Consider the following 24,558-nt stretch of genomic DNA (forward strand, 5'->3'; position numbering starts at 1 on the left):
TTAAAACAGTTTGTATACGATGTTCAGGATAGTCAGCAGACCAATCACGGTAACAAACACGTTATCCAGACGACCACGGTATTTCGCCAGAGACGGCGCTTTACGAATGGCATACATCGGCAACAGGCATAGCAGTGATGCGATAATCGGTGCGCCCATGGCTTCAATCAGGTCGAGGATGTTCGGGTTGGCGTAGGCAACAACCCAGGTGGAGCCCATGATGAAGATCATGCTGAGAGTATTCAGTTTACCCAGCGACACTTTGGTTTTGTCACCTTTATAACCGAACTTCAGAATCAGGCCATTCAAGCCTTCCAGCGTCCCCAGATAGTGACCGAAGAAAGATTTGAAGATAGCCACGAGTGCGATGATGGAAGCCGCATATTCCAGTGTAATCGCGAACGTTGTTTTGGTACCGGTCATGGACGCAAAGTGGTTAGCCAGATAAGAAAGCACTGGAATATTCTGCGCTTTGGCTTCCGCCATGTTGGCCGGAGACAGCGTAAACAGGCAGCTAAAGGCAAAGAACATCACCACTGCAACCATCAGCATGCTGGCACGAGAAATGATTTGGGAACATTTACGTTCGGTGAAGTCGCGACCGAAGTCTTTCTCATACTCTTCACGTTTAGAAACCACGAAGGAAGAGACGATTGGCGAGAAGTTAAAGGAGAAAACCATGATGGAAATCCCCAGCCAGACAGTGATCAGGATACCGTCATGACCGGTTAACGACAGCGAACCGAGGTCAACCTGGTCGATAACTGCAGAGTTCCAGTAAGGGATCAGCGACAGAGAAATCAGCACCAGGCTGGCGATAAACGGCCATACCAGGTAGCTCATCACTTTAACCATCAGATCCTTACCAAACCAGATGACGAAAGCCATCAGCAGCAACAGGAACAGCGCCACAAAGCCGCGATTCAGCGGTGCAAAGCCGAGCTGGTTTTCCCAGAACGTCATAAAGGTATTGGTAATAGTAACGCCATAAATCCACAGCAGTGGGCAAATCGCGAAGAAGTACAGGAACGTGATAACCACGCCGCCAGTTTTACCAAAATGCTCTTCCACCGTTTCCGTAATGTTGCCGGAAGGGTTAGAGCCAGAAAGACACAGACGCGCCAGCGCCCGGTGGCAATAAAATGCGATGGGGTATGCCAATACCAACATCAGAAGAATCGGGATCAGTCCGCCAAAACCTGCGCGGATAGGGAAGAACAGCACCCCGGCGCCGATTGCCGTACCAAACAAGCCTAACGTCCATGTGGTATCTGATTTACGCCAGGACGATTGTTTTGTCTGGCTGGATACAATGCTATCTGAAGTACTCATATCCTATCCTCAACGAATTAATTAAGCGTCAACGAAACCGGTGATTTGAGAGACGCGAGAAAGATCGATATTGCCGCCGGAAATAATACTGACGGTTTTTCTGTTTTGAATATATTGGTCTAATTTACCGCTTAATAATGCAGCACATGCCAGAGCGCCTGCGCCTTCGGTGACGACTTTATTGCGCTGAATTAAGGCAATCATACTGTTTCTGATTTCATCTTCGCTGACCAGCACGATGTCATCGACTAATTCACGAACGATTTCGTAAGTTAAATTACCCGGGCGGGAGACATCACAACCATCCGCCAGGGTGCCGGTAGTTCGGTGCGTGGTTATTTCTCCGGAGTGGAAAGAAGCCGCCATGCCGTGAACGTTTTCAGACTGTACGCCAATAACACGAATGGTCGGGTTAATAGATTTAATTGCCACCGCAATACCAGCAATTAAACCGCCACCGCCAATTGGCACAATCACATTATCGACATCATAGAGATCTTCCATAATTTCCAGACCAATCGTTCCCTGGCCAGCAATCACTTTCGGATCATCGTAAGGTGGGATAAAAATACGGCCTTCCATTTCGACAATTTCGCTCACTTTAGCAATAGTGTCGTTGAAGTTATCACCATGCAAAACGACTTCTGCGGAGTAGTCGCACGTTGCCGCGACTTTGGATTTCGGCGCACCTTTTGGCATCACCACTTTACCGTCAATACCCAGCATCGCACAGGAGAGCGAAACCCCTTGCGCATGGTTGCCCGCAGAGCAGGCCACTACACCTTTACGTTTTTCCGCATCAGTCAGTGAACTTAATTTATTAAATGCGCCACGAATTTTAAATGAACCGGTACGCTGCATGTTTTCGAATTTGAGGAATATTTCACCTTTGCAACGTTCACTAAAATAGTTGGAGCGAGGCATACCTGTTTTATAAATTCGCCCAGCCAGTCGTTGTTTTGCTTCAATGATGTCATCAATAGCAACCGGGAGATCGTATGTAATATGCATTATAAAACCTCTTAGCCTGAATTAAATATGTAGGTAACCGTAACCGACACCTGCAAAACAGACAGGTGGATTATTTATGTTTAAATTAAAACAAATAACTAATCAACTTCAATTAATTGCCTTCGTCTACACCCATTATAAGATGAATACTCTTTGGCTAATTCCACCAAAACCGATGCTGCTTTTTTAATACGATAATTTTTCGACCATACCGCGGCATATTGTGCCACAGGTAATGTTTCTTCAACCGGAATAGTAATAAATTGATTAGAACCAAAAGGTGATGTCATATCACAAGGAATTACAGTTAAGAAATCAGCATTGAGAACAAGATTATAAATTGTCACGACTGAGTCGGTTTTAACGATGTTTTCAATACTGATGCCATTTCTTTGTAACGTAGTAAGTAGTTCGCTGTAGTACCCCATATTGGTTTGTGGCAACACCCACTGTTCGTTCTTCAACGACTCCAGCGTGGTGGTGCCGGTGCATGTTCGGGACTTACTGGCTACCAGCACAAACTCGGACTCGAACAGCGGCTCAACATGTAAATCCTGAAGCTTCATTTCTGCGCTTAACGTACCAATCGCAAAATCCAGTCGACCGTCGCGTATTGCCGGTAAGAACGAAGACAGTTGCGCTTCATACATAGAAACCTGCGCTTTCGGGAACACCTCTTTGAACTTGTTGATCATCCCTGACATAAAAGTAAAACCAATCAATGAAGGAAAACCAAATGAGACTTCCACCACCGCCTCAGAAGACATACCGCTTATCTCATTAACCATATTTTTCATTTCACGGGTAATGGATTCGGAACGGGAGAGTAACAATTGACCAGCAGGTGTTAATGTTACACCGGTATTTTTCCGCACCACTAACTCCACACCAAAATAATCTTCAATATCGTTAATGATTTTACTGACGGCCGGTTGAGTTAACCCTAACTCTTTTGCAGCCGAGCCGATAGAACCACTTCTAATAACTTCCTGAAAGACTACCAGGTGCTGCGTTTTCGGAAGAAGAATAGTGCTCATAACGACCTACGTTAATTACCTCATTGACGGCATGAAGTGTATCAAAATGAAATGAACAGGATATGTGCGACCACTCACAAATTAACTTTCAATACTTTCCAGGGTATCGTTATTACAATTAAATATCTTTATATATCAATGAGTTAAAGTATAAAAATCAGCATAAACCTTGATTTTTGTCAAAAAAAATGACGGGGATAACCATATTTTATGGCGATAACATCATTCGTTATGTGGTTAATACAAAAAAGGGGCTGAGACCATATTTCAAGCAATTACCGGATAATTACCAGGCAAAATTTGAGTTAAATTTAATGAGCAAGTTCTCAAATTTTATTATAAATAAATCATTTTCAGTGATAAATAATGCGGCACGTCACATTTTTTCACGCTATTTGTTGGAGAACAAACATTTATTTTATCAATATTTTAAAATTTCGAATACAGGTATCGATCATCTCGAACAATTGATTAACGTCAACTTTTTCTCTTCTGACAGGACGTCATTTTGTGAATGCAATCGTTTTCCATAAATTCCTCTCCCCTCATAGGCGACGAATAGCATTTTGTGTTGAGGATCACAAAACGAATAATTGCTGGTCGCCGCGATAAGGTCAGACGAAGACAACAAGGGGGATTCTCACTGTGCTTTACATCAGCGTAGGCCATAGAATGTTGCTTCGTTGACTGTAATGCCGGGTAAATGAGCATTTTTTGATAGTGCGAAAGAACCCTGCGAGGAAAATAAGCATCTATTATTGTTTGTCATGATGACAAGGCAGGCATCAATGAAAGGCTTCCCAATTGCACATATTTTTCACCCTTCAATCCCGCCAATGCACGCAGTGGTTAACAATCACAACAGAAATATTGATTATTGGACGGTAAAAATTTAGGTTATAACGCCCAAATGATTCAACGATCGGACAATACCTGCGAACTTACAATTAATGAGAGAAATATATGTATAATTACGACCTTTTAAATGCAATATAGACTTAATAACTTCTTACAAAGTCTATTATTAATACCGTAGATATTCATCTTACCCTGGGCACCAAAAGCAAAAACCCGCCGAAGCGGGTTTTTACGTAAATCAGGTGAAACTGACCGATAAGCCGGGTTCTGTCGTGGACAGTCATTCATCTAGGCCAGCAATCGCTCACTGGCTCAAGCAGCCTACCCGGGTTCAGTACGGGCCGTACCTTATGAACCCCTATTTGGCCTTGCTCCGGGTGGAGTTTACCGTGCCACGGACTGTTACCAGCCGCGCGGTGCGCTCTTACCGCACCCTTTCACCCTTACCTGATCCCGCTTACGCGGGCCATCGGCGGTTTGCTCTCTGTTGCACTGGTCGTGGGTTTCCCCCCCAGGCGTTACCTGGCACCCTGCCCTATGGAGCCCGGACTTTCCTCCCCTCCGCCCGTCTCCCCCGAAGAGGACGACGACGAAGCGGCGACTGTCTGGTCAGCTTCGGCGCGCAGTATAGAGGGTTTGCGCGCCCTTGTCACCCCGCGTTGCGCATTCCAATCGCCAGTGTCGCGGCGATATTACGTGAAGCACGGCAGATATTGTCATAAGCCCCGCGGAATGCTTCGTCCAACGTACCAATGCTGGTCAATACGCTGAAGACCGCATCAATGCCATGCTGATGTACAACGCCAACATCATTGGTCAGGCTACCCGCAATGCCAATCACCGGTTTATGGTACTTTTTCGCCACGTTTGCGACGCCAATCGGAACCTTGCCGTGAATACTCTGGCTGTCAATACGCCCTTCACCGGTGATCACCAGCGTACAATCGTGAATATGTTCCTCCAGATTCAGCGCCGTAGTGACTATTTCAATACCACTTTTCAGTTCTGCACCAAGAAACGCCATCAGCGCCGCGCCCATACCGCCCGCAGCTCCTGCGCCGGGGACATCTTTCACATCAACATGCAGCGCTTTTTTAATGACATCGGCATAGTGAGAGAGGTTATTGTCCAGCTCAACAATCATCGCTTCACTGGCTCCCTTTTGTGGGCCAAAGATGCGCGATGCGCCGTTATCGCCCACCAGCGGATTGGTGACATCACAAGCGACGCGAATGACGCAATCTTTTAAGCGCGGATCGAGGCCGGAAATATCAATATCATTCAGAGTATTAAGACTACCGCCGCCAAAACCAATTTCATTGCCGTTGGCGTCGCATAATTTCGCCCCCAGTGCCTGTACCATGCCTGCGCCGCCATCATTTGTAGCGCTGCCGCCAATGCCGATAATAATGTTTGTTGCACCGCTCTCCAGCGCCTGCAGGATTAACTCGCCTGTGCCGCGTGAAGTGGTCACGAGTGGATCGCGTTTTTCCGCAGGTACCAGCTCCAGCCCACTGGCCGCCGCCATTTCAATAAACGCGGTTTTGCCATCGCCGGAGATCCCCCAACTGGCATCCACTTTCTCGCCCAGCGGCCCTGTAACCCAGGCGTGACGTTCAGAACCCTGGGTAGCTGCAATCATCGCTTCCACCGTTCCTTCGCCACCATCGGCAACCGGAACAGAAACGTACTGTGCATCAGGAAAAATTTCCCGAAATCCTTTTTCTATCGCCTGCGCAACCTCGCTGGCAGATAAACTTTCTTTATAAGAGTCTGGGGCGATTACGATTTTCATACCTATGCCTGTTACCACATGACGCCGGAGGGCGTTTCTCTTATTCGGCCTGGATTCCAGGCCCGGATTGCAATACGCCATCCGGGCACGACGTCATTAACGAGTAACTTCGACTTTCGCCAGTTTTTCGTAGTAGCACGCCAGAGCGCTATGATCCGCCGTTCCTAAACCATCTGCTCGCAGTGCCTGCATCATCTCCATAACCGCAGCTGTGAGCGGCAGTTGCGCGCCGACGCCGTGGGAAGTATCCAGTGCATTCGCCAGATCCTTAATATGCAGATCAATACGGAAGCCTGGCTTGAAGTTGCGGTCCATCACCATCGGCGCTTTGGCATCCAGCACGGTACTGCCCGCCAGCCCACCGCGAATTGCCTGATACACCAGATCCGGGTTAACGCCCGCTTTGGTTGCCAGCGTTAACGCTTCTGACATCGCGGCAATATTCAGCGCTACAATGACCTGATTCGCCAGTTTGGTAACGTTACCTGCACCAATTTCCCCGGTATGCACCACGGAACCCGCCATCGCTTTCATCAAATCATAGTATTTGTCGAAAATAGCCTTGTCGCCGCCCACCATCACTGACAGCGTACCGTCGATAGCTTTCGGTTCACCGCCGCTCACCGGAGCATCCAGCATATCAATGCCTTTCGCTTTCAGCGCTTCGCTGATTTCACGGCTTGCCAGCGGTGCGATAGAACTCATATCGATCAATACCGTACCAGGCTTCGCGCCTTCAATAATGCCATTCTCACCCAGCGCCACCTCTTTCACATGAGGGGAGTTTGGCAGCATGGTTATGATGACGTCGCACTGTTCAGCGATCGCTTTAGCCGTAGAGGCTGTTTCTGCACCTGCAGCAATCACGTCAGCAATAGCTTCTGGGTTACGGTCAGCAACCACCAGCGAGTAACCTGCTTTCAGAAGGTTTTTACTCATTGGTTTACCCATAATCCCCAGGCCAATAAAACCAACTTTCATAGTCATATCAATCATCTCTCTTGTTGCGGTGGTGGTTATTTTTTAAAGGTATCAGCCAGTTTCTGAGTGGCAGAGCGGAAGACGCCGAGATCGCTGCCGACAGCCACAAACGTCGCGCCCCATTCCAGATAACGACGCGCATCGGCTTCGACCGGCGCGAGGATGCCGCTGGGTTTGCCGTGCGCGCTGGCACGGTTAAAAATGTGCTGAATTGCTTTTTGTACATCCGGGTGCGAGGCATTGCCGAGATGGCCTAATGCCGCAGCCAGATCGCTGGGGCCGACGAAGATGCCGTCTACACCTTCGGTAGCGGCAATAGCATCGACGTTATCTACGCCCTGCTGACTTTCTATCTGGACCAGAATAGTGATGTTCTTGTTCGACTGAGCGAAATAATCCGCCACGGTGCCAAACATATTGGCGCGGTGAGAAACGGAGACGCCGCGAATGCCTTCCGGTGGGTAACGAGTTGATGCCACCGCCTGCTCTGCTTCCTCTTTTGTTTCTACAAAAGGAATCAGGAAGTTATAGAAACCGATATCCAGAAGACGCTTAATAATTACCGGCTCGTTGGTCGGCACTCGCACTACTGGCGCGCTGGCGCTGCCTTTCAGGGCCATTAACTGCGGAATAAACGTGGAGATATCGTTTGGCGCATGTTCACCATCCAGCACCAGCCAGTCAAACCCAGCCAAACCAAGAACTTCAGTGCTAATCGGGTTAGAGAGAGCTGACCAGCAACCAATTTGTACCTGTTTCGCAGCCAGTGCGGCTTTGAATTTATTCGGGAAAACATCGTTATTCATCGCTTATACCTTTGCTTATTTCTGCAATTCCATACGTTTAATGTCGCCGACTACGAAGAGGTAGCAGACCATCGCCATCAGCGCTGAACATCCCACAAAAACCAGTGCTGCATTGAAGGAGTGCAGTTCACTTACCAGGTAGCCAATCACCAGTGGAGTGACAATGGAGGCAACATTGCCAAAGACGTTAAAGACGCCGCCGCAGAGGCCAACAATCTCTTTCGGCGCGGTGTCAGAAATCACTGGCCAGCCCAGCGCACCAAATCCTTTACCAAAGAAAGCCAGCGCCATCAGCATGACCACCAGCGTGGTGTTGTTGGTGTAGTTACATAAGATGATGGTGGAAGCCAGCAACATTCCCAGCACAATTGGTAGCTTACGAGCCAGGGTCAGGGACAAACCGCGTTTGATCAGATAATCCGAGAAGACACCTCCCAGCACGCCGCCCGCAAAGCCACACAGTGCCGGAATCGAGGCGACCAGACCCACTTTCAGAATCGACATGCCTTTTTCCTGCACCAGATAAATTGGGAACCAGGTGAGGAAGAACCAGGTGATGGTGTTGATAAAATATTGTCCGAAAAATACGCCCAGCATCATGCGGTTAGAGAGCAATTGCTTGATGTAATGCAGTTTGGGTCCACTTGCTGCCGCACTGCCCGGCTTTTTGTGGTCCATATCGACCACCGCGCCATTTTCCGAGATAAACTTCAGCTCTTCCGCAGACATACGTGGGTGATCTGTCGGATTATGAATCAACTTGATCCACAGCGCCGTCAGCACAAAACCAATCACCCCCATAACGGTAAAGACGTGCTCCCAGCCCCAGGCGAAAGTCAGCCAGCCAAGCAGCGGCGAAAAGAGCGCCAACGAGAAATATTGCGCCGAGTTAAAGATGGCGGAGGCAGTACCACGTTCTTTCGTCGGGAACCAGGCGGCGACAATACGGGCGTTCGCCGGGAATGATGGCGCTTCCGAGAACCCCAGCATAAAGCGCATAAAGAACATGGAGATCCCAGCCCAGGCCAGCGGAAACATATCGACAAAGCCTTGCAGGAAGGTGAACAGCGACCAGAAAAAGAGGCTGTAAGTGTAAACTTTCTTCGAGCCAAACTTATCAAGCAGCCAGCCGCCGGGAATTTGCATCAGCAAGTAGGCCCAGCCAAAAGCAGAGAAGATGTAACCCATCGAAACCGCACTTAACTGCAACTCTTTTGCCACTTCGGTACCAGCAATAGACAGCGTTGCACGATCGGCGTAGTTAACGGCGGTAACAATAAAAATAATCAGTAATATTAAATAGCGGGTATGCACGCCTTTCTTTTTTTCGTCAACGGTGTCCAGCATCATTTTATTTACCTCGGGTACTTATGCTGATTTTTATTATTATGGGGAAGGTGTTATTTATGAGTTTCATTTATGCCGTTACGACAATGAACTCGGGAATTAGTATAAGCAGCGCGAGAATAATAATCATTGTGCAAATGCTAATTTAATTAATACTATTTAAATATTATTTTGAGCATATGCACATAAGGTTGCGCGCTAAAGCACAGATTTGCGCTTTACCTTGCCGGGAGGTACTGCAATCCCTGAAATGATTGACATTGATCACATTTCTGCATTTAAACTCCTGACATTCTTATTTCACCCAATGAAGTTATTTATTTTTAAATGAGACCAGGTCCTCATTTTAATAGTCCCTGGCTGGAGAATATTGCACAATGGCCAACATCAAAATCAGACAAGAAACGCCAACTGCGTTTTATATAAAAGTTCACGACACAGATAATGTGGCAATTATTGTTAATGATAATGGCCTGAAAGCAGGAACGCGTTTTCCGGATGGGCTGGAATTAATTGAACATATTCCCCAGGGGCATAAAGTCGCATTGCTGGACATTCCGGCTAATGGTGAAATTATTCGTTATGGCGAGGTGATTGGTTACGCCGTGCGCGCAATCCCACGCGGAAGCTGGATCGACGAATCAATGGTTGTACTACCGGAAGCGCCGCCGTTACATACGCTGCCACTGGCAACCAAAGTCCAGGAACCCTTACCGCCGCTGGAAGGATACACCTTTGAGGGCTATCGCAATGCCGATGGCAGCGTGGGCACCAAAAACCTGCTCGGCATCACCACCAGCGTCCACTGTGTGGCAGGCGTGGTGGACTACGTAGTAAAAATCATTGAACGCGATCTGCTACCGAAATACCCGAACGTCGATGGCGTGGTGGGGCTGAATCATTTGTACGGTTGTGGCGTGGCGATTAACGCACCCGCGGCAGTTGTACCTATTCGTACCATTCACAATATTTCGCTGAACCCTAACTTTGGCGGCGAAGTAATGGTGATTGGTCTGGGTTGTGAAAAGTTGCAGCCTGAACGCCTACTGACTGGAACGGATGATGTGCAAGCTATTCCAGTAGAAAGCGCCAGCATTGTCAGTTTGCAGGATGAAAAGCATGTCGGTTTTCAGTCCATGGTCGAGGATATTTTGCAGGTCGCCGAATGCCATCTACAAAAACTGAATCAACGTCAGCGAGAAACCTGTCCGGCTTCAGAACTGGTTGTCGGCATGCAGTGCGGTGGCAGCGATGCGTTTTCTGGCGTAACGGCAAACCCGGCGGTTGGGTATGCGTCTGATCTATTGGTGCGCTGCGGCGCAACGGTGATGTTTTCAGAAGTCACAGAAGTGCGTGACGCGATACATCTGCTGACACCACGCGCAGTGAACGAAGAGGTCGGCAAACGGCTGCTGGAGGAGATGGAGTGGTACGATAACTATCTCAATATGGGAAAAACCGATCGCAGCGCCAACCCTTCGCCGGGGAACAAGAAAGGCGGTCTGGCAAATGTGGTGGAGAAGGCACTCGGCTCCATTGCTAAATCGGGTAAAAGTGCAATTGTTGAAGTGCTGTCGCCCGGCCAACGCCCGACTAAACGCGGATTAATTTACGCCGCGACGCCAGCCAGCGATTTTGTCTGTGGCACGCAACAGGTGGCTTCGGGTATCACCGTGCAAGTGTTTACGACCGGTCGTGGTACGCCGTACGGCCTGATGGCGGTACCCGTCATTAAAATGGCGACCCGCACCGAGCTGGCGAACCGCTGGTTTGATTTAATGGATATTAACGCGGGCACTATCGCTACCGGCGAAGAAACCATTGAAGAAGTGGGCTGGAAGTTGTTTCACTTTATTCTCGACGTCGCCAGCGGGAAGAAGAAAACTTTCTCGGATCAATGGGGACTGCATAACCAGCTGGCGGTGTTTAACCCGGCACCGGTGACCTGATTTCTTTTGGAACGTCCCTCGCAAAACATGGCCTTAGTGCCATGTTTTTATTGTTTAAAGTCCACACATCCATTAATAATGCATTTGCATTACCTTAGTTCAAGCTTATAATTTGAGCAGAAAACAGGCTGTAAAAGGACAGTAAATAATGCCCGCTAATGCTCGCTCTAACGCTGTACTGACCACTGAATCAAAGGTCACTATACGCGGACAAACAACTATCCCCGCGCCAGTGCGTGAGGCCTTAAAACTGAAGCCTGGCCTGGACAGCATTCATTACGAAATTCTGCCTGGTGGGCAAGTATTTATGTGCCGACTGGGAGATGAACAGGAGGATCATACTATGAATGCATTTTTGCGTTTTCTGGATGCAGATATCCAGAACAACCCGCAAAAAACTCGTCCATTCGACATTCAACAAGGAAAGAAACTTGTCGCTGGCATGGACGTCAACATTGACGATGAGATTGGCGACGACGAATAATGGATTTTCCACAAAGGGTTAATGGTTGGGCGCTATATGCTCATCCCTGTTTTCAGGAAACCTACGATGCTTTAGTTGCCGAAGTCGAGGCATTAAAGGGAAAAGATCCTGAAAATTATCAGAGAAAAGCTGCCACAAAGTTATTGGCGGTGGTCCATAAAGTGATTGAGGAGCATATCACGGTCAATCCATCATCACCGGCATTCCGTCATGGCAAGTCGTTAGGCTCTGGGAAAAATAAAGACTGGTCACGGGTAAAATTTGGCGCTGGTCGCTATCGTCTCTTCTTTCGTTACAGTGAAAAAGAGAAAGTCATCATTCTGGGATGGATGAACGATGAAAACACGCTGCGCACCTACGGTAAAAAAACAGATGCCTATACCGTATTCAGTAAAATGTTAAAAAGAGGACATCCTCCTGCCGACTGGGAAAGCCTCACCCAAGAGACAGAAGAAAACCATTGATGGTGTTCACAATGCCCGCCGAACGCATTGGTGTTGACCAGCGGGCATCCTTTCTCATTCCCCGACCAGAATCACTTCAACCCCAGCCTTTCTCAGTCCTTCCAGACTATCCGCAGGAATGCCTTCATCAACAATGATCATGTCGATACGTTGAGTATCAATGATCTTATGTAAACTAGAACGATTGAACTTACTGGAATCGGTGACCACGATGATCCGTTCCGCAACTTCGCACATCCGACGGTTTAAACGGGCTTCATCTTCATTATGCGTGCTGACGCCACGCTCCAGATCAATAGCATCTACACCAAGAAACAGCATATCGAAGTGGTAATTTTGCAGCGATTGCTCAGCCTGATCGCCATAAAAAGATTGTGACTGACGGCGCAAATGCCCGCCGGTCATCAGCAGCTCAACACCTTCCGCTTCCAGCAACGCATTAGCCACGTTCATACCGTTGGTCATCGCAATTACGTCGGTGTGCTTGCGCATCAGACGAGCAATCTCAAAAGTGGTAGTCCCGGAATCGAGGATTACCCGATGACCTGGCTGAATCAACTCAACGGCAGCTTTCGCAACGCTGCGTTTCATTGCGGTGTTCAGCGCGCTTTTATCTTCCACTGATGGCTCGACTGACGGCGTCGTGCTATCGCAGATCAACGCGCCGCCATAGGCACGCACAGCGATCCCCTGCTTTTCCAGAAACGCCAGATCGTTGCGGATCGTCACAGTAGATACACCATACAACGCCGATAGATCATTAACTTGCACACTTCCTTGCTGGCGCAGGCGTTGAATGATCTGCTCTCGTCGCTCACTGGTGCCTGTCACTCGCTTCTCGCCTGAAGCGTCGGTATTACTCATAGTAAGTCCTTTCGTAAAACTTTCGTTTCATTTCGTTTTGCCTATTAACGCCTTTCTATTAAGCAAATGCAAGCCCACCTTACCCATTGGCGCAAGCTACTCTCGTTTCAGTGGCTTTCATTATGTTTCTTTTGTGAATCAGATCAGAAAACTATTATCTTTCGTTTTATTTTTATCTCACCATGACGCAGTATCAACTGAAACAAAACGAAAGATTAATATCGCAGTAATCTGAACTGGAGAGGAAAGTGAAACATCTGACAGAAATGGTGAGACAGCACAAAGCGGGCAAAACAAATGGGATTTATGCCGTTTGTTCCGCACATCCGCTGGTGCTGGAAGCTGCAATCCGCTACGCCAGTGCAAACCAAACGCCGTTACTGATTGAAGCAACCTCCAATCAGGTGGACCAGTTCGGCGGTTATACCGGAATGACACCCGCCGATTTTCGCGGCTTTGTTTGTCAGCTAGCCGACTCGTTGAATTTCCCGCAGGATGCGCTGATTCTGGGTGGCGACCATCTGGGGCCAAACCGCTGGCAAAACCTGCCTGCCGCTCAGGCAATGGCCAATGCCGATGATTTGATTAAAAGCTACGTGGCGGCAGGATTCAAAAAAATTCACCTTGATTGCAGCATGTCCTGTCAGGACGATCCGATTCCCTTAACTGATGATATCGTGGCTGAACGCGCCGCCCGTCTGGCGAAAGTGGCGGAAGAAACCTGCCGTGAACATTTTGGCGAGGCCGATCTGGTGTATGTCATTGGCACCGAAGTTCCGGTGCCTGGCGGCGCGCATGAAACCTTAAGCGAGCTGGCGGTCACCACACCGGATGCCGCCCGCGCCACACTGGAAGCCCATCGCCACGCCTTTGAAAAGCAGGGCCTGAATGCCATCTGGCCACGCATTATTGCCCTGGTGGTTCAACCCGGCGTCGAATTCGATCACACCAACGTTATTGATTATCAGCCCGCCAAAGCGACCGCCTTAAGCCAGATGGTCGAAAACTACGAAACGCTGATTTTCGAAGCGCACTCTACCGATTACCAAACACCGCAATCGCTGCGCCAGCTGGTGATTGACCACTTTGCCATTCTGAAAGTTGGCCCGGCGCTGACCTTTGCCCTGCGTGAAGCTCTGTTCTCTCTGGCGGCGATTGAAGAAGAACTGGTACCAGCAAAAGCCTGTTCTGGTCTGCGTCAGGTGCTGGAAAACGTGATGCTCGACCGCCCGGAATACTGGCAAAGCCACTACCACGGTGACGGCAACGCGCGTCGTCTGGCGCGTGGTTACAGCTACTCGGACCGCGTGCGCTATTACTGGCCAGACAGCCAGATTGATGACGCTTTCGCTCATCTGGTTCGTAATCTGGCGGATTCACCAATTCCGCTGCCGCTGATCAGCCAGTATCTGCCGCTGCAGTACGTGAAAGTTCGCTCCGGCGAGCTGCAGCCAACGCTACGGGAACTCATTATCAACCATATTCAGGACATCCTGGCGCAGTACCACACAGCCTGTGAAGGCCAATAAGCAAAACAAAGAGGAACACGCTATGCCAAATATTGTTTTAAGCCGGATTGATGAACGCTTGATTCACGGTCAGGTTGGCGTTCAGTGGGTCGGATTTGCGGGGGCAAATCTGGTGCTGGTAGCCAACGATGAGGTTGCCGAAGATCCGGTACAACAAAACCTGATGGAAATGGTACTGGCAGAAGGGATCGCCGTACGTTTCTAGACGCTGCAAAAAGTTATCGACAACATTCATCGCGCCGCCGATCGACAGAAAATCCTGCTGGTTTGTAAAACACCTGCCGATTTCCTGACGCTGGTGAAAGGTGGCGTTCCGGTGAATCGCATTAACGTTGGCAATATGCACTACGCCAATGGCAAGCAACAAATCGCCAAAACGGTTTCTGTAGATGCGGGCGATATCGCAGCATTTAACGACCTGAAAGCCGCTGGGGTGGAATGCTTCGTTCAGGGCGTCCCGACAGAGCCTGCTGTGGACCTCTTTAAATTACTTTGAGGGATTCATCATGGAAATCAGTCTGTTGCAGGCATTCGCGTTGGGCATTATCGCCTTTATCGCTGGCCTGGATATGTTTAACGGCCTAACCCATATGCACCGCCCGGTGGTCCTCGGCCCGTTGGTCGGGCTGGTACTTGGCGATCTGCATACCGGTATTTTAACCGGCGGTACGCTGGAACTGGTGTGGATGGGGCTGGCCCCGCTGGCGGGCGCACAGCCGCCTAACGTGATTATCGGTACTATCGTCGGCACGGCGTTTGCCATTACTACTGGCGTGAAACCCGATGTCGCGGTCGGTGTCGCCGTACCTTTCGCTGTCGCAGTACAGATGGGGATTACCTTCCTGTTCTCGGTGATGTCTGGCGTGATGTCCCGCTGCGACCGGATGGCGGAGAACGCCGATACTCGCGGCATTGAACGCGTGAACTATCTGGCACTGCTGGCACTCGGCACTTTCTATTTTCTCTGCGCTTTCCTGCCTATCTACTTCGGCGCAGAACATGCCAAAACCATCATTGATGTCCTGCCGCAACGATTAATCGACGGCCTCGGCGTCGCGGGCGGCATCATGCCAGCAATCGGTTTTGCCGTGCTGCTGAAAATCATGATGAAAAACGTCTACATCCCCTACTTCATCCTGGGCTTTGTTGCCGCAGCCTGGCTCAAGTTACCGGTGCTGGCTATTGCTGCCGCCGCGCTGGCGATGGCGCTGATCGACCTGCTGCGTAAATCTCCTGAACCGACTCAACCTGCGGCACAGAAAGAGGAATTTGAAGATGGCATCTAATCAAACCACCCTGCCGAACGTCAGTGAAAACGAAGAAACACTGCTGACAGGCGTCAATGAAAACGTGTATGAAGATCAGAGCATTGGCGCAGAGCTGACGAAAAAAGATATCAACCGCGTCGCCTGGCGTTCCATGCTGTTACAAGCGTCTTTTAACTACGAACGTATGCAGGCTTCTGGCTGGTTGTACGGTCTGCTGCCTGCTCTGAAAAAGATCCACACTAATAAACGCGACCTGGCGCGCGCCATGAAGGGGCATATGGGTTTCTTCAATACCCATCCGTTTCTGGTGACGTTTGTTATCGGCATTATCCTTGCGATGGAGCGTTCTAAGCAGGACGTTAACAGTATTCAGAGCACCAAAATTGCCGTCGGTGCGCCGCTCGGCGGGATTGGCGATGCGATGTTCTGGCTAACGCTACTGCCGATTTGTGGCGGGATAGGCGCAAGCCTCGCGCTACAAGGCTCTATTCTTGGCGCAGTCGTCTTTATTGTGCTGTTCAACGTGGTACACCTGGGGCTGCGTTTTGGTCTGGCGCATTATGCTTACCGCATGGGCGTGGCGGCGATTCCACTCATTAAAGCGAATACCAAAAAAGTCGGCCATGCTGCGTCAATCGTTGGGATGACGGTAATCGGCGCGCTGGTGGCAACCTATGTTCGTTTAAGCACCACGCTGGAAATCACCGCTGGCGACGCAGTGGTTAAGTTACAGGCTGATGTTATCGACAAACTGATGCCAGCCTTCTTACCGCTGGTCTACACCCTGACCATGTTCTGGCTGGTACGCCGCGGCTGGAGTCCGCTGCGCCTGATTGCAGTGACCGTGGTTCTCGGCATCGTCGGTAAATTCTGCCATTTCCTTTAAATACAATGAGGTATTAGATGTTAAGTATTATTTTGACAGGGCATGGCGGGTTTGCCAGTGGCATGGAAAAAGCAATGAAGCAAATCCTCGGCGAGCAATCGCAGTTTATTGCCATCGATTTTCCGGAAACCTCAAGCACCGCGCTGCTTACATCGCAGCTTGAAGAGGCCATCGCCCAACTGGATTGTGAAGACGGCATTGTTTTTCTGACGGATTTGCTGGGCGGCACGCCGTTTCGCGTAGCTTCAACGCTGGCGATGCAAAAACTGGGCTGTGAAGTGATTACCGGCACCAATTTGCAACTGCTACTGGAGATGGTGCTGGAGCGCGAAGGGTTAAGCGGTGAAGAGTTTCGTGTGCAGGCGCTGGAGTGTGGACATCGTGGGCTGACCAGTCTGGTGGACGAGTTAGGCCGCTGCCATGAGGAATGTCCGGTCGAGGAAGGAATATGACACCCGTTTTGCGCGCCAGAAGGCTGCTGACTGAAGAGGGATGGCTCGATGACCATCAGTTGCGTATTGCTGACGGTGTAATCGCAGAAATCGAACCGATTCCAGTGGGCGTGACTGAACGCGATGCGGAACTGCTCTGCCCCGCTTACATCGACACCCATGTACACGGTGGTGCGGGCGTTGATGTAATGGATGACGCGCTGGATGTGCTCGACAAGCTGGCAATGCACAAAGCACGCGAAGGTGTCGGCAGTTGGTTACCGACCACCGTAACCGCGCCGCTTAATACCATTCATGCGGCGCTGGAACGTATTGCTCAACGTTGCCAACGCGGCGGACCTGGTGCACAAATACTGGGGAGTTATCTCGAAGGACCGTACTTCACGCCGCAGAATAAAGGCGCGCATCCGCCGGAGCTGTTTCGCGAGCTGGAAATTGCCGAGCTGGATCAATTGATTGCCGTTTCTCAGCACACCTTGCGCGTGGTGGCGCTGGCACCGGAAAAAGAAGGGGCATTGCAGGCCATCCGCCATCTTAAACAGCAAAACGTAAGGGTGATGCTGGGGCATAGCGCGGCGACCTGGCAACAAACCCGCGCCGCGTTTGATGCTGGTGCCGACGGCCTGGTGCATTGCTATAACGGGATGACAGGTTTACATCACCGCGAACCGGGAATGGTTGGCGCGGGATTAACGGACAAGCGCGCCTGGCTGGAACTGATAGCCGATGGTCATCATGTGCATCCGGCGGCGATGTCGCTGTGTTGTTGCTGTGCGAAAGAGAGAATCGTGCTGATCACCGACGCGATGCAGGCAGCCGGGATGCCGGATGGTCGCTATACGTTATGTGGCGAAGAAGTGCAGATGCACGGTGGCGTTGTCCGTACCGCGTCCGGTGGGCTGGCGGGCAGTACGCTGTCTGTTGATGCGGCAGTGCGCAACATGGTTGAGTTGGCGGGTGTAACGCCTGCGGAAGCCATCCATATGGCATCGCTGCATCCGGCGCGTATGCTGGGTGTTGATGATGTTCTGGGATCGCTTAAACCGGGCAAACGCGCCAGCGTCGTTGCGCTGGATAGCGGGCTGCATGTGCAACAAATCAGGATTCAGGGTCAATTAGCTTCGTTTTGATGGTTTGCTCCTTTATTGGGCCTTCACTTCCCCCGTAAGGCCTTTCTTTTTCTTTCGTTTTGATCTGTGCAGCGGTGTCGGATGCGACGCTAATGCGCCTTATCCGACCTACGGTTGGTGACCGTAAGGCCGGATAAAGTATTTACGCCGCATCCAGCAATCCCTTTTACTTCCCTTGTCTTTTCTTTCAACGATCACAGATTTCGTTTTATTTCCTTTTTCTCCATTGAACTTTCAGTTTCTTTTCTATAGATTTTAACCAACGAAAGAAATCACCAAGTGAAATGAAACGAAAGGCAAACGAAAGCGACAACGCCGACGTCAAGTTCATCAGACTAAGGATTGAGTTATGCCAGAAAATTACACCCCTGCTGCTGCCGCAACCGGTACATGGACTGAAGAAGAGATCCGCCATCAGCCTCGCGCATGGATCCGTTCACTCACCAACATCGACGCGCTACGTTCCGCGCTCAATAACTTCCTTGAACCGTTACTGCGCAAAGAGAATCTGCAAATCATCCTGACCGGAGCCGGAACCTCGGCATTTATCGGTGACATCATCACGCCGTGGCTCGCCAGTCATACCGGTAAAAACTTCAGCGCCGTACCGACCACCGATCTGGTCACTAATCCGATGGACTACCTGAATCCAGCTCATCCGCTGCTGTTGATCTCCTTCGGTCGATCCGGCAACAGCCCGGAAAGCGTCGCCGCCGTGGAACTGGCAAATCAATTTGTACCCGAGTGCTATCACCTGCCGATCACCTGCAACGAAGCGGGCGCTCTTTACCAAAACGCGATCAACAGCGACAACGCGTTTGCCCTACTGATGCCTGCAGAAACGCACGACCGCGGCTTTGCGATGACCAGCAGCATTACCACCATGATGGTCAGCTGCCTCGCGGTTTTCGCACCTGAGACGATCAACAGCCAGAGCTTCCGCGACGTAGCGGATCGTTGCCAGGCGATCCTGACCTCACTGGGCGATTTCAGCGAAGGTGTGTTTGGTTACTCACCGTGGAAACGGATCGTTTATCTCGGCAGCGGTGGCTTACAGGGCGCAGCACGCGAGTCGGCGCTGAAAGTACTGGAACTGACGGCGGGTAAACTGGCGGCCTTTTATGATTCCCCGACCGGATTCCGTCATGGCCCGAAATCGCTGGTCGATAACGAAACGCTGGTGGTGGTGTTTGTCTCCAGCCACCCTTACACCCGTCAGTATGATCTTGATCTGCTGGCAGAACTCCGCCGCGATAACCAGGCATTGCGCGTAATCGCCATCGCCGCGGAAAGCAACGACGTTATTACCGCCGGTCCACATATCATCCTGCCGCCGTCCCGTCACTTTATCGACGTTGAGCAGGCATTTTGCTTCCTGATGTACGCCCAGACATTTGCACTGATGCAGTCGCTGCACATGGGTAATACGCCGGATACCCCATCAGCCAGTGGCACCGTTAACCGCGTGGTGCAAGGCGTAATCATTCATCCGTGGCAGGCATAAGAGGATCGCATTATGAGCATTATCTCCACCAAATATCTGTTACAGGACGCCCAGGCCAATGGCTACGCGGTGCCTGCTTTTAACATTCATAACGCCGAGACGATCCAGGCGATCCTCGAAGTGTGCAGTGAAATGCGATCGCCGGTGATCCTCGCCGGGACGCCGGGGACCTTTAAACATATCGCGCTGGAAGAGATCTACGCCCTGTGTAGTGCCTATTCCACAACCTACAACATGCCACTGGCGCTGCATCTCGACCACCACGAATCGTTGGATGATATTCGCCGCAAAGTCCACGCAGGCGTGCGCAGTGCGATGATCGACGGCAGCCACTTCCCGTTTGACGAGAACGTGAAGCTGGTGAAATCGGTTGTCGACTTCTGCCACTCACAGGATTGCAGCGTGGAAGCAGAACTGGGCCGCCTGGGCGGTGTTGAAGATGACATGAGCGTTGACGCCGAAAGTGCATTCCTAACCGATCCACAAGAAGCTAAACGCTTTGTCGAACTGACTGGCGTCGACAGCCTGGCGGTAGCGATTGGTACGGCGCACGGCTTATACAGCAAAACGCCGAAGATTGATTTCCAGCGGCTGGCGGAAATTCGTGAAGTGGTGGATGTTCCTCTGGTGCTGCATGGTGCCAGCGATGTCCCGGATGAATTTGTCCGTCGCACTATTGAACTTGGCGTCACAAAAGTGAACGTTGCCACAGAATTAAAAATAGCCTTCGCTGGCGCGGTTAAAGCCTGGTTTGCGGAAAATCCACAGGGTAATGATCCTCGTTATTATATGCGCGTCGGTATGGATGCGATGAAAGAAGTTGTCAGAAATAAAATTAATGTCTGTGGTTCAGCGAATCGAATTTCAGCATAATCATTAGTTTTTTATGATTTATCCCAATGTACTTCCCGATTAATATCGGGGAGTGCCTTAATGGTAAAGGAGATAACTAAACCTTAATAAATACATCAGTAAAATATCGCAACAATAATATATTTAAAAAAATTATATTATTCAACTTTATGGTGAGGATCACACAATGAGCAGTCCAAATATTCTCTTAACCCGTATTGATAACCGTCTGGTTCACGGTCAGGTTGGCGTGACCTGGACATCCACCATCGGTGCGAATCTGCTGGTAGTCGTGGATGATGTTGTCGCTAACGATGATATTCAACAGAAATTAATGAGTATTACCGCAGAAACCTACGGCTTTGGCATTCGTTTCTTTACTATCGAAAAAACCATTAACGTCATCGGCAAAGCTGCACCGCATCAAAAGATCTTCCTGATTTGCCGTACGCCACAAACGGTACGTAAATTGGTAGAAGGTGGTATTGACCTGAAAGATGTCAACATCGGCAATATGCATTTCTCGGAAGGGAAAAAGCAAATCAGCAGTAAAGTTTATGTCGATGACCAGGATCTCACGGACTTACGTTTTATTAAACAACGTGGCGTGAATGTTTTCATTCAGGACGTCCCTGGCGATCAAAAAGAACAAATCCCTGACTAAATCTAAAATCGCCTTAATATTGGTTTGAGGTAATAAAAATGCATGAAATAACCCTACTCCAGGGATTATCCCTGGCGGCGTTAGTTTTCGTTCTGGGGATTGATTTTTGGCTGGAAGCCTTATTTTTATTCCGCCCGATAATCGTTTGTACCCTTACAGGTGCTATTCTCGGTGATATTCAGACTGGCTTAATTACCGGTGGCCTGACAGAGTTGGCTTTCGCCGGATTAACCCCTGCAGGTGGTGTTCAGCCGCCCAACCCGATTATGGCGGGTCTGATGACCACTGTCATTGCATGGTCTACGGGCGTTGATGCCAAAACGGCAATTGGTCTTGGCCTGCCGTTTAGTTTGTTAATGCAGTACGTCATTCTGTTCTTCTATTCCGCTTTCTCATTATTTATGACCAAAGCCGATAAATGCGCAAAAGAGGCGGATACGGCAGCGTTTTCCCGACTTAACTGGACAACGATGCTCATCGTCGCTTCAGCGTATGCGGTGATTGCTTTCCTCTGTACTTACCTGGCACAAGGGGCGATGCAGGCGCTGGTGAAAGCGATGCCCGCCTGGCTGACCCACGGCTTTGAAGTGGCTGGCGGTATTCTGCCTGCCGTTGGTTTTGGCTTGCTGCTGCGCGTGATGTTCAAAGCGCAATATATCCCTTATCTGATCGCCGGTTTCCTGTTCGTTTGCTACATCCAGGTCAGCAACCTGTTGCCGGTTGCCGTACTGGGCGCAGGCTTTGCGGTGTATGAGTTTTTCAATGCGAAATCCCGGCAGCAAGCGCAACCGCAGCCCGTTGCCAGTAAAAATGAAGAAGAGGACTACAGCAATGGGATCTGAAATCAGTAAAAAAGATATCACCCGTCTGGGCTTTCGTTCGTCACTGCTACAAGCAAGCTTTAACTACGAAAGGATGCAGGCAGGCGGTTTTACCTGGGCGATGTTGCCGATCCTGAAAAAGATTTATAAGGACGACAAACCGGGCCTAAGCGCGGCGATGAAAGATAACCTCGAATTTATTAATACCCACCCTAATCTGGTCGGATTCCTGATGGGGTTATTAATTTCGATGGAAGAAAAAGGAGAAAACCGCGACACCATTAAAGGCCTCAAAGTGGCACTGTTTGGCCCAATCGCCGGGATTGGCGATGCGATTTTCTGGTTCACTTTGTTGCCGATTATGGCGGGGATTTGCTCATCGTTTGCCAGTCAGGGAAACCTGCTGGGGCCGATTCTATTTTTCGCCGTTTACCTGCTTATCTTTTTCCTGCGCGTCGGCTGGACCCACGTCGGTTATTCAGTCGGCGTGAAGGCGATCGATAAAGTGCGAGAGAACTCGCAGATGATTGCCCGTTCGGCAACCATCCTCGGGATCACAGTAATCGGCGGGCTGATCGCTTCGTATGTGCATATTAACGTGGTGACATCGTTTGCCATCGACAGTACCCACAGCGTCGCGCTGCAGCAGGATTTCTTCGATAAAGTCTTCCCGAATATTTTACCGATGGCCTACACCCTGCTGATGTATTACTTCCTGCGGGTGAAAAAAGCGCATCCGGTGCTGTTAATCGGCGTGACGTTTGTTCTTTCTATTGTTTGTTCTGCATTCGGCATTTTGTAAATGGAACGAGGCACCGCGTCTGGCGGTGCCTCTTTACTTAAGGAATTTCATCCTGTGCAAACCCTTCAACAAGTTGAAAACTATACGGCGTTAAGTGAACGTGCCAGCGAATATTTATTGGCCGTGATCCGTAGCAAACCGGATGCCGTGATTTGCCTGGCGACCGGAGCCACGCCATTACTGACGTATCATTATCTGGTAGAAAAAATCCACCAGCAGCAGGTTGATGTCAGCCATCTCACCTTCGTGAAGCTCGACGAATGGGTGGATCTGCCATTAACGATGCCTGGTACCTGCGAAACTTTCCTGCAACAGCATATCGTGCAGCCGCTGGGGCTACGTGAAGACCAGCTCATCAGCTTTCGCTCCGAAGAGATAAATGAGACAGAGTGCGAACGGGTAACGAACCTGATTGCGCGCAAAGGCGGTCTGGATTTATGCGTTCTCGGATTGGGGAAAAACGGTCATCTTGGGCTGAACGAACCGGGAGAAAGCCTGCAACCGGCCTGCCATATCAGTCAACTTGATGCCAGAACACAGCAACATGAGATGTTAAAAACCGCGGGCCGTCCTGTGACTCGTGGGATCACCTTAGGCCTGAAGGATATTCTCAATGCCCGCGAAGTTTTGTTACTGGTGACTGGCGAAGGAAAGCAGGATGCGACAGAACGTTTTCTCACGGCTAAAGTCTCTACCGCTATCCCGGCTTCATTTTTATGGCTGCATAACTATTTCACATGCATGATTGATGAGATGTGTCGTCGTTAACTCGCCTGCTACAGGCGTTGCAACGCTATTCCTGCTGCGACGCCTGTAATCACTCTCCCTGCTGCTCCAGCGCATACTTATACAGCGCATTTTTCTTCACGCCGTGAATTTCTGCTGCCAGCGCCGCCGCTTTTTTCAGCGGCAGTTCTGCCTGCAACAGCGCCAGCGTGCGCAGAGCATCGGCGGGTAAGTCTTCTTCCTGTGCTTTATGGCCTTCGACAATCAGTACCATTTCGCCTTTGCGACGGTTTTCATCTTCTTTGACCCACGCCAGCAGCTCGCCAACGGGCGCGCCGTGAATGGTTTCCCAGGTTTTGGTCAGCTCACGCGCCAGAACGACGTAGCGGGATTCGCCTAATACCGCAACGATATCTTCCAGGCTATCTAACAGACGGTGGGTAGATTCATAAAAAATCAGCGTGCGCGGCTCCGCTTCAATGGCTTTTAGCGCATCACGGCGGCCTTTTGATTTGGCAGGTAAAAAGCCTTCATAACAAAAACGATCGGATGGTAAACCCGCGGCGCTTAACGCAGTGATAGCAGCACACGGCCCGGGTAGCGGCACCACGCGAATCCCCGCTTCACGGCAGGTACGCACCAGATGGTAGCCAGGATCGTTAATTAGCGGCGTTCCGGCATCGGAAACCAGCGCAATGTTTTGCCCCTCTTGCAGCTTCGCCAGCAGCGTTTCGGCTTTTTGTTGTTCGTTATGGTCGTGCAGCGCAAACAACCGAGCATTAATCCCAAAATGTTGCAGCAATAAACCGGTGTGACGCGTATCCTCGGCGGCAATCAGATCAACGGCCTGTAATACCTCCAACGCACGCTGGGTGATATCCGCCAGATTGCCGATTGGCGTCGGTACAATGTAAAGCTGGCCCTGAGAATTATCCGCCGATTGGTGTTGTTTCATTGTGTCGTCCGTATTGCCGATTTAATATTGAGCATTGCGTA

Annotated in this window: 24 protein-coding genes, 1 other RNA gene and 3 pseudogenes; 18 read left to right on the top strand and 10 right to left on the bottom strand. The window is 50.1% G+C overall.

What is annotated here, in order from left to right:
• The 3 genes from tdcC to tdcA all read right to left on the bottom strand — a co-directional run bounded on the left by tdcC (position 1) and on the right by tdcA (position 3,380).
• Complete coding sequence (tdcC, locus tag ACJHWT_RS00715; protein ID WP_000107721.1) at positions 1-1,332, bottom strand: threonine/serine transporter TdcC; 1,332 nt, start codon at positions 1,330-1,332, stop codon at positions 1-3.
• Positions 1,333-1,353: 21 nt separating this feature from the next.
• Positions 1,354-2,343 carry a bifunctional threonine ammonia-lyase/L-serine ammonia-lyase TdcB gene (tdcB, locus tag ACJHWT_RS00720; protein WP_000548347.1) on the bottom strand — a complete coding sequence of 330 codons (990 nt, stop codon included), beginning with the start codon at positions 2,341-2,343 and terminating at the stop codon, positions 1,354-1,356.
• A 98-nt stretch (positions 2,344-2,441) separates the two neighbouring features.
• On the bottom strand, positions 2,442-3,380 hold the full coding sequence (gene tdcA, locus ACJHWT_RS00725) for a transcriptional regulator TdcA (RefSeq protein ID WP_000104210.1): 939 nt from the start codon (positions 3,378-3,380) through the stop codon (positions 2,442-2,444).
• A gap of 314 nt (positions 3,381-3,694) precedes the next feature.
• Between tdcA and tdcR the strand changes: the two genes are divergently transcribed.
• From tdcR to ACJHWT_RS00740, 3 genes and pseudogenes are all read left to right on the top strand, one after another.
• Positions 3,695-3,913, top strand: coding sequence for a transcriptional activator TdcR (gene tdcR, locus ACJHWT_RS00730; RefSeq protein WP_192480904.1), 219 nt, complete (start codon positions 3,695-3,697; stop codon positions 3,911-3,913).
• Between the two features lie 255 nt (positions 3,914-4,168).
• A pseudogene (locus ACJHWT_RS00735) lies at positions 4,169-4,270 on the top strand (hypothetical protein); the annotation flags it as partial.
• A 2-nt stretch (positions 4,271-4,272) separates the two neighbouring features.
• Positions 4,273-4,335: pseudogene (locus ACJHWT_RS00740) on the top strand (hypothetical protein); the annotation flags it as partial.
• A gap of 143 nt (positions 4,336-4,478) precedes the next feature.
• Here ACJHWT_RS00740 and rnpB read toward each other — a convergent pair.
• The 5 genes from rnpB to garP form a co-directional block, all read right to left on the bottom strand.
• An RNA gene (gene rnpB, locus ACJHWT_RS00745) (RNase P RNA component class A) lies at positions 4,479-4,855 on the bottom strand.
• 32 nt (positions 4,856-4,887) lie between these two features.
• Complete coding sequence (gene garK / locus ACJHWT_RS00750) at positions 4,888-6,033, bottom strand: glycerate 2-kinase (RefSeq protein WP_001318056.1); 1,146 nt, start codon at positions 6,031-6,033, stop codon at positions 4,888-4,890.
• Positions 6,034-6,129: 96 nt separating this feature from the next.
• Positions 6,130-7,020 (bottom strand): 2-hydroxy-3-oxopropionate reductase, encoded by an 891-nt coding sequence (gene garR, locus ACJHWT_RS00755; protein WP_001303675.1) that lies wholly within the window; start codon positions 7,018-7,020, stop codon positions 6,130-6,132.
• Between the two features lie 29 nt (positions 7,021-7,049).
• Entirely contained in the window at positions 7,050-7,820 is a 771-nt protein-coding gene (gene garL, locus ACJHWT_RS00760; RefSeq protein ID WP_001058227.1) for a 2-dehydro-3-deoxyglucarate aldolase, read from the bottom strand.
• Positions 7,821-7,835: 15 nt separating this feature from the next.
• Positions 7,836-9,170 carry a galactarate/glucarate/glycerate transporter GarP gene (gene garP, locus ACJHWT_RS00765; RefSeq protein WP_000979025.1) on the bottom strand — a complete coding sequence of 445 codons (1,335 nt, stop codon included), beginning with the start codon at positions 9,168-9,170 and terminating at the stop codon, positions 7,836-7,838.
• 374 nt (positions 9,171-9,544) lie between these two features.
• On the opposite strand from garP, the gene garD reads away from it, so the two are divergent.
• The 3 genes from garD (at position 9,545) to yhaV (ending at position 12,064) form a co-directional block, all read left to right on the top strand.
• Positions 9,545-11,116 carry a galactarate dehydratase gene (gene garD, locus ACJHWT_RS00770; protein WP_001273941.1) on the top strand — a complete coding sequence of 524 codons (1,572 nt, stop codon included), beginning with the start codon at positions 9,545-9,547 and terminating at the stop codon, positions 11,114-11,116.
• Positions 11,117-11,264: 148 nt separating this feature from the next.
• Positions 11,265-11,600, top strand: a complete 336-nt coding sequence (prlF, locus tag ACJHWT_RS00775) for a type II toxin-antitoxin system antitoxin PrlF (RefSeq protein WP_001296435.1) — start codon at positions 11,265-11,267, stop codon at positions 11,598-11,600.
• Positions 11,600-12,064 (top strand): type II toxin-antitoxin system ribonuclease toxin YhaV, encoded by a 465-nt coding sequence (gene yhaV, locus ACJHWT_RS00780; protein ID WP_000347251.1) that lies wholly within the window; start codon positions 11,600-11,602, stop codon positions 12,062-12,064. Before prlF ends, yhaV begins: the two co-directional genes overlap by 1 nt.
• Before the next feature lie 54 nt (positions 12,065-12,118).
• Here the strand turns inward: yhaV and agaR are convergent, their stop codons facing one another.
• Positions 12,119-12,928, bottom strand: coding sequence for an aga operon transcriptional regulator AgaR (gene agaR / locus ACJHWT_RS00785; protein ID WP_000072187.1), 810 nt, complete (start codon positions 12,926-12,928; stop codon positions 12,119-12,121).
• A 248-nt stretch (positions 12,929-13,176) separates the two neighbouring features.
• Here agaR and kbaZ point away from each other — a divergent pair, with 248 nt between their 5' ends.
• The 12 genes and pseudogenes from kbaZ to ACJHWT_RS00845 all read left to right on the top strand — a co-directional run bounded on the left by kbaZ (position 13,177) and on the right by ACJHWT_RS00845 (position 23,604).
• Positions 13,177-14,457 carry a tagatose-bisphosphate aldolase subunit KbaZ gene (kbaZ, locus tag ACJHWT_RS00790; protein WP_000681938.1) on the top strand — a complete coding sequence of 427 codons (1,281 nt, stop codon included), beginning with the start codon at positions 13,177-13,179 and terminating at the stop codon, positions 14,455-14,457.
• Positions 14,458-14,479: 22 nt separating this feature from the next.
• Positions 14,480-14,953: pseudogene (gene agaV / locus ACJHWT_RS00795) on the top strand (PTS N-acetylgalactosamine transporter subunit IIB).
• 10 nt (positions 14,954-14,963) lie between these two features.
• Complete coding sequence (gene agaW, locus ACJHWT_RS00800; protein ID WP_000406214.1) at positions 14,964-15,743, top strand: PTS N-acetylgalactosamine transporter subunit IIC; 780 nt, start codon at positions 14,964-14,966, stop codon at positions 15,741-15,743.
• Complete coding sequence (agaE, locus tag ACJHWT_RS00805; RefSeq protein ID WP_001295548.1) at positions 15,733-16,611, top strand: PTS N-acetylgalactosamine transporter subunit IID; 879 nt, start codon at positions 15,733-15,735, stop codon at positions 16,609-16,611. Before agaW ends, agaE begins: the two co-directional genes overlap by 11 nt.
• 17 nt (positions 16,612-16,628) lie before the next feature.
• Positions 16,629-17,063 (top strand): PTS galactosamine/N-acetylgalactosamine transporter subunit IIA, encoded by a 435-nt coding sequence (gene agaF, locus ACJHWT_RS00810; protein WP_000948823.1) that lies wholly within the window; start codon positions 16,629-16,631, stop codon positions 17,061-17,063.
• Positions 17,060-18,193: an N-acetylglucosamine-6-phosphate deacetylase gene (nagA, locus tag ACJHWT_RS00815; protein WP_001696234.1), complete on the top strand. Its 1,134-nt coding sequence runs from the start codon at positions 17,060-17,062 to the stop codon at positions 18,191-18,193. The genes agaF and nagA overlap by 4 nt, the downstream gene beginning before the upstream one ends.
• Positions 18,194-18,542: 349 nt before the next feature.
• The gene (locus ACJHWT_RS00820; protein ID WP_284344191.1) at positions 18,543-19,697 is read left to right on the top strand and encodes an AgaS family sugar isomerase; all 1,155 of its coding nucleotides are present in this window, start codon (positions 18,543-18,545) and stop codon (positions 19,695-19,697) included.
• A gap of 12 nt (positions 19,698-19,709) precedes the next feature.
• Entirely contained in the window at positions 19,710-20,570 is an 861-nt protein-coding gene (gene kbaY / locus ACJHWT_RS00825) for a tagatose-bisphosphate aldolase subunit KbaY (RefSeq protein WP_000022773.1), read from the top strand.
• Positions 20,571-20,736: 166 nt separating this feature from the next.
• Positions 20,737-21,213: a PTS galactosamine transporter subunit IIB gene (agaB, locus tag ACJHWT_RS00830; protein WP_000098039.1), complete on the top strand. Its 477-nt coding sequence runs from the start codon at positions 20,737-20,739 to the stop codon at positions 21,211-21,213.
• A 38-nt stretch (positions 21,214-21,251) separates the two neighbouring features.
• Positions 21,252-22,055, top strand: a complete 804-nt coding sequence (gene agaC, locus ACJHWT_RS00835) for a PTS galactosamine transporter subunit IIC (protein WP_000544489.1) — start codon at positions 21,252-21,254, stop codon at positions 22,053-22,055.
• Entirely contained in the window at positions 22,045-22,836 is a 792-nt protein-coding gene (gene agaD, locus ACJHWT_RS00840; RefSeq protein WP_000534351.1) for a PTS galactosamine transporter subunit IID, read from the top strand. The genes agaC and agaD overlap by 11 nt, the downstream gene beginning before the upstream one ends.
• The gene (locus tag ACJHWT_RS00845; protein ID WP_001696235.1) at positions 22,837-23,604 is read left to right on the top strand and encodes a galactosamine-6-phosphate isomerase; all 768 of its coding nucleotides are present in this window, start codon (positions 22,837-22,839) and stop codon (positions 23,602-23,604) included.
• A gap of 49 nt (positions 23,605-23,653) precedes the next feature.
• On the opposite strand, the gene rsmI is transcribed toward ACJHWT_RS00845, so the two are convergent.
• Complete coding sequence (rsmI, locus tag ACJHWT_RS00850) at positions 23,654-24,517, bottom strand: 16S rRNA (cytidine(1402)-2'-O)-methyltransferase (RefSeq protein ID WP_000809263.1); 864 nt, start codon at positions 24,515-24,517, stop codon at positions 23,654-23,656.
• Positions 24,518-24,558 lie beyond the last annotated feature (41 nt).

This window comes from Escherichia sp. WS338 (assembly GCF_046486405.1).
Taxonomy (GTDB): Bacteria; Pseudomonadota; Gammaproteobacteria; order Enterobacterales; family Enterobacteriaceae; genus Escherichia; species Escherichia coli.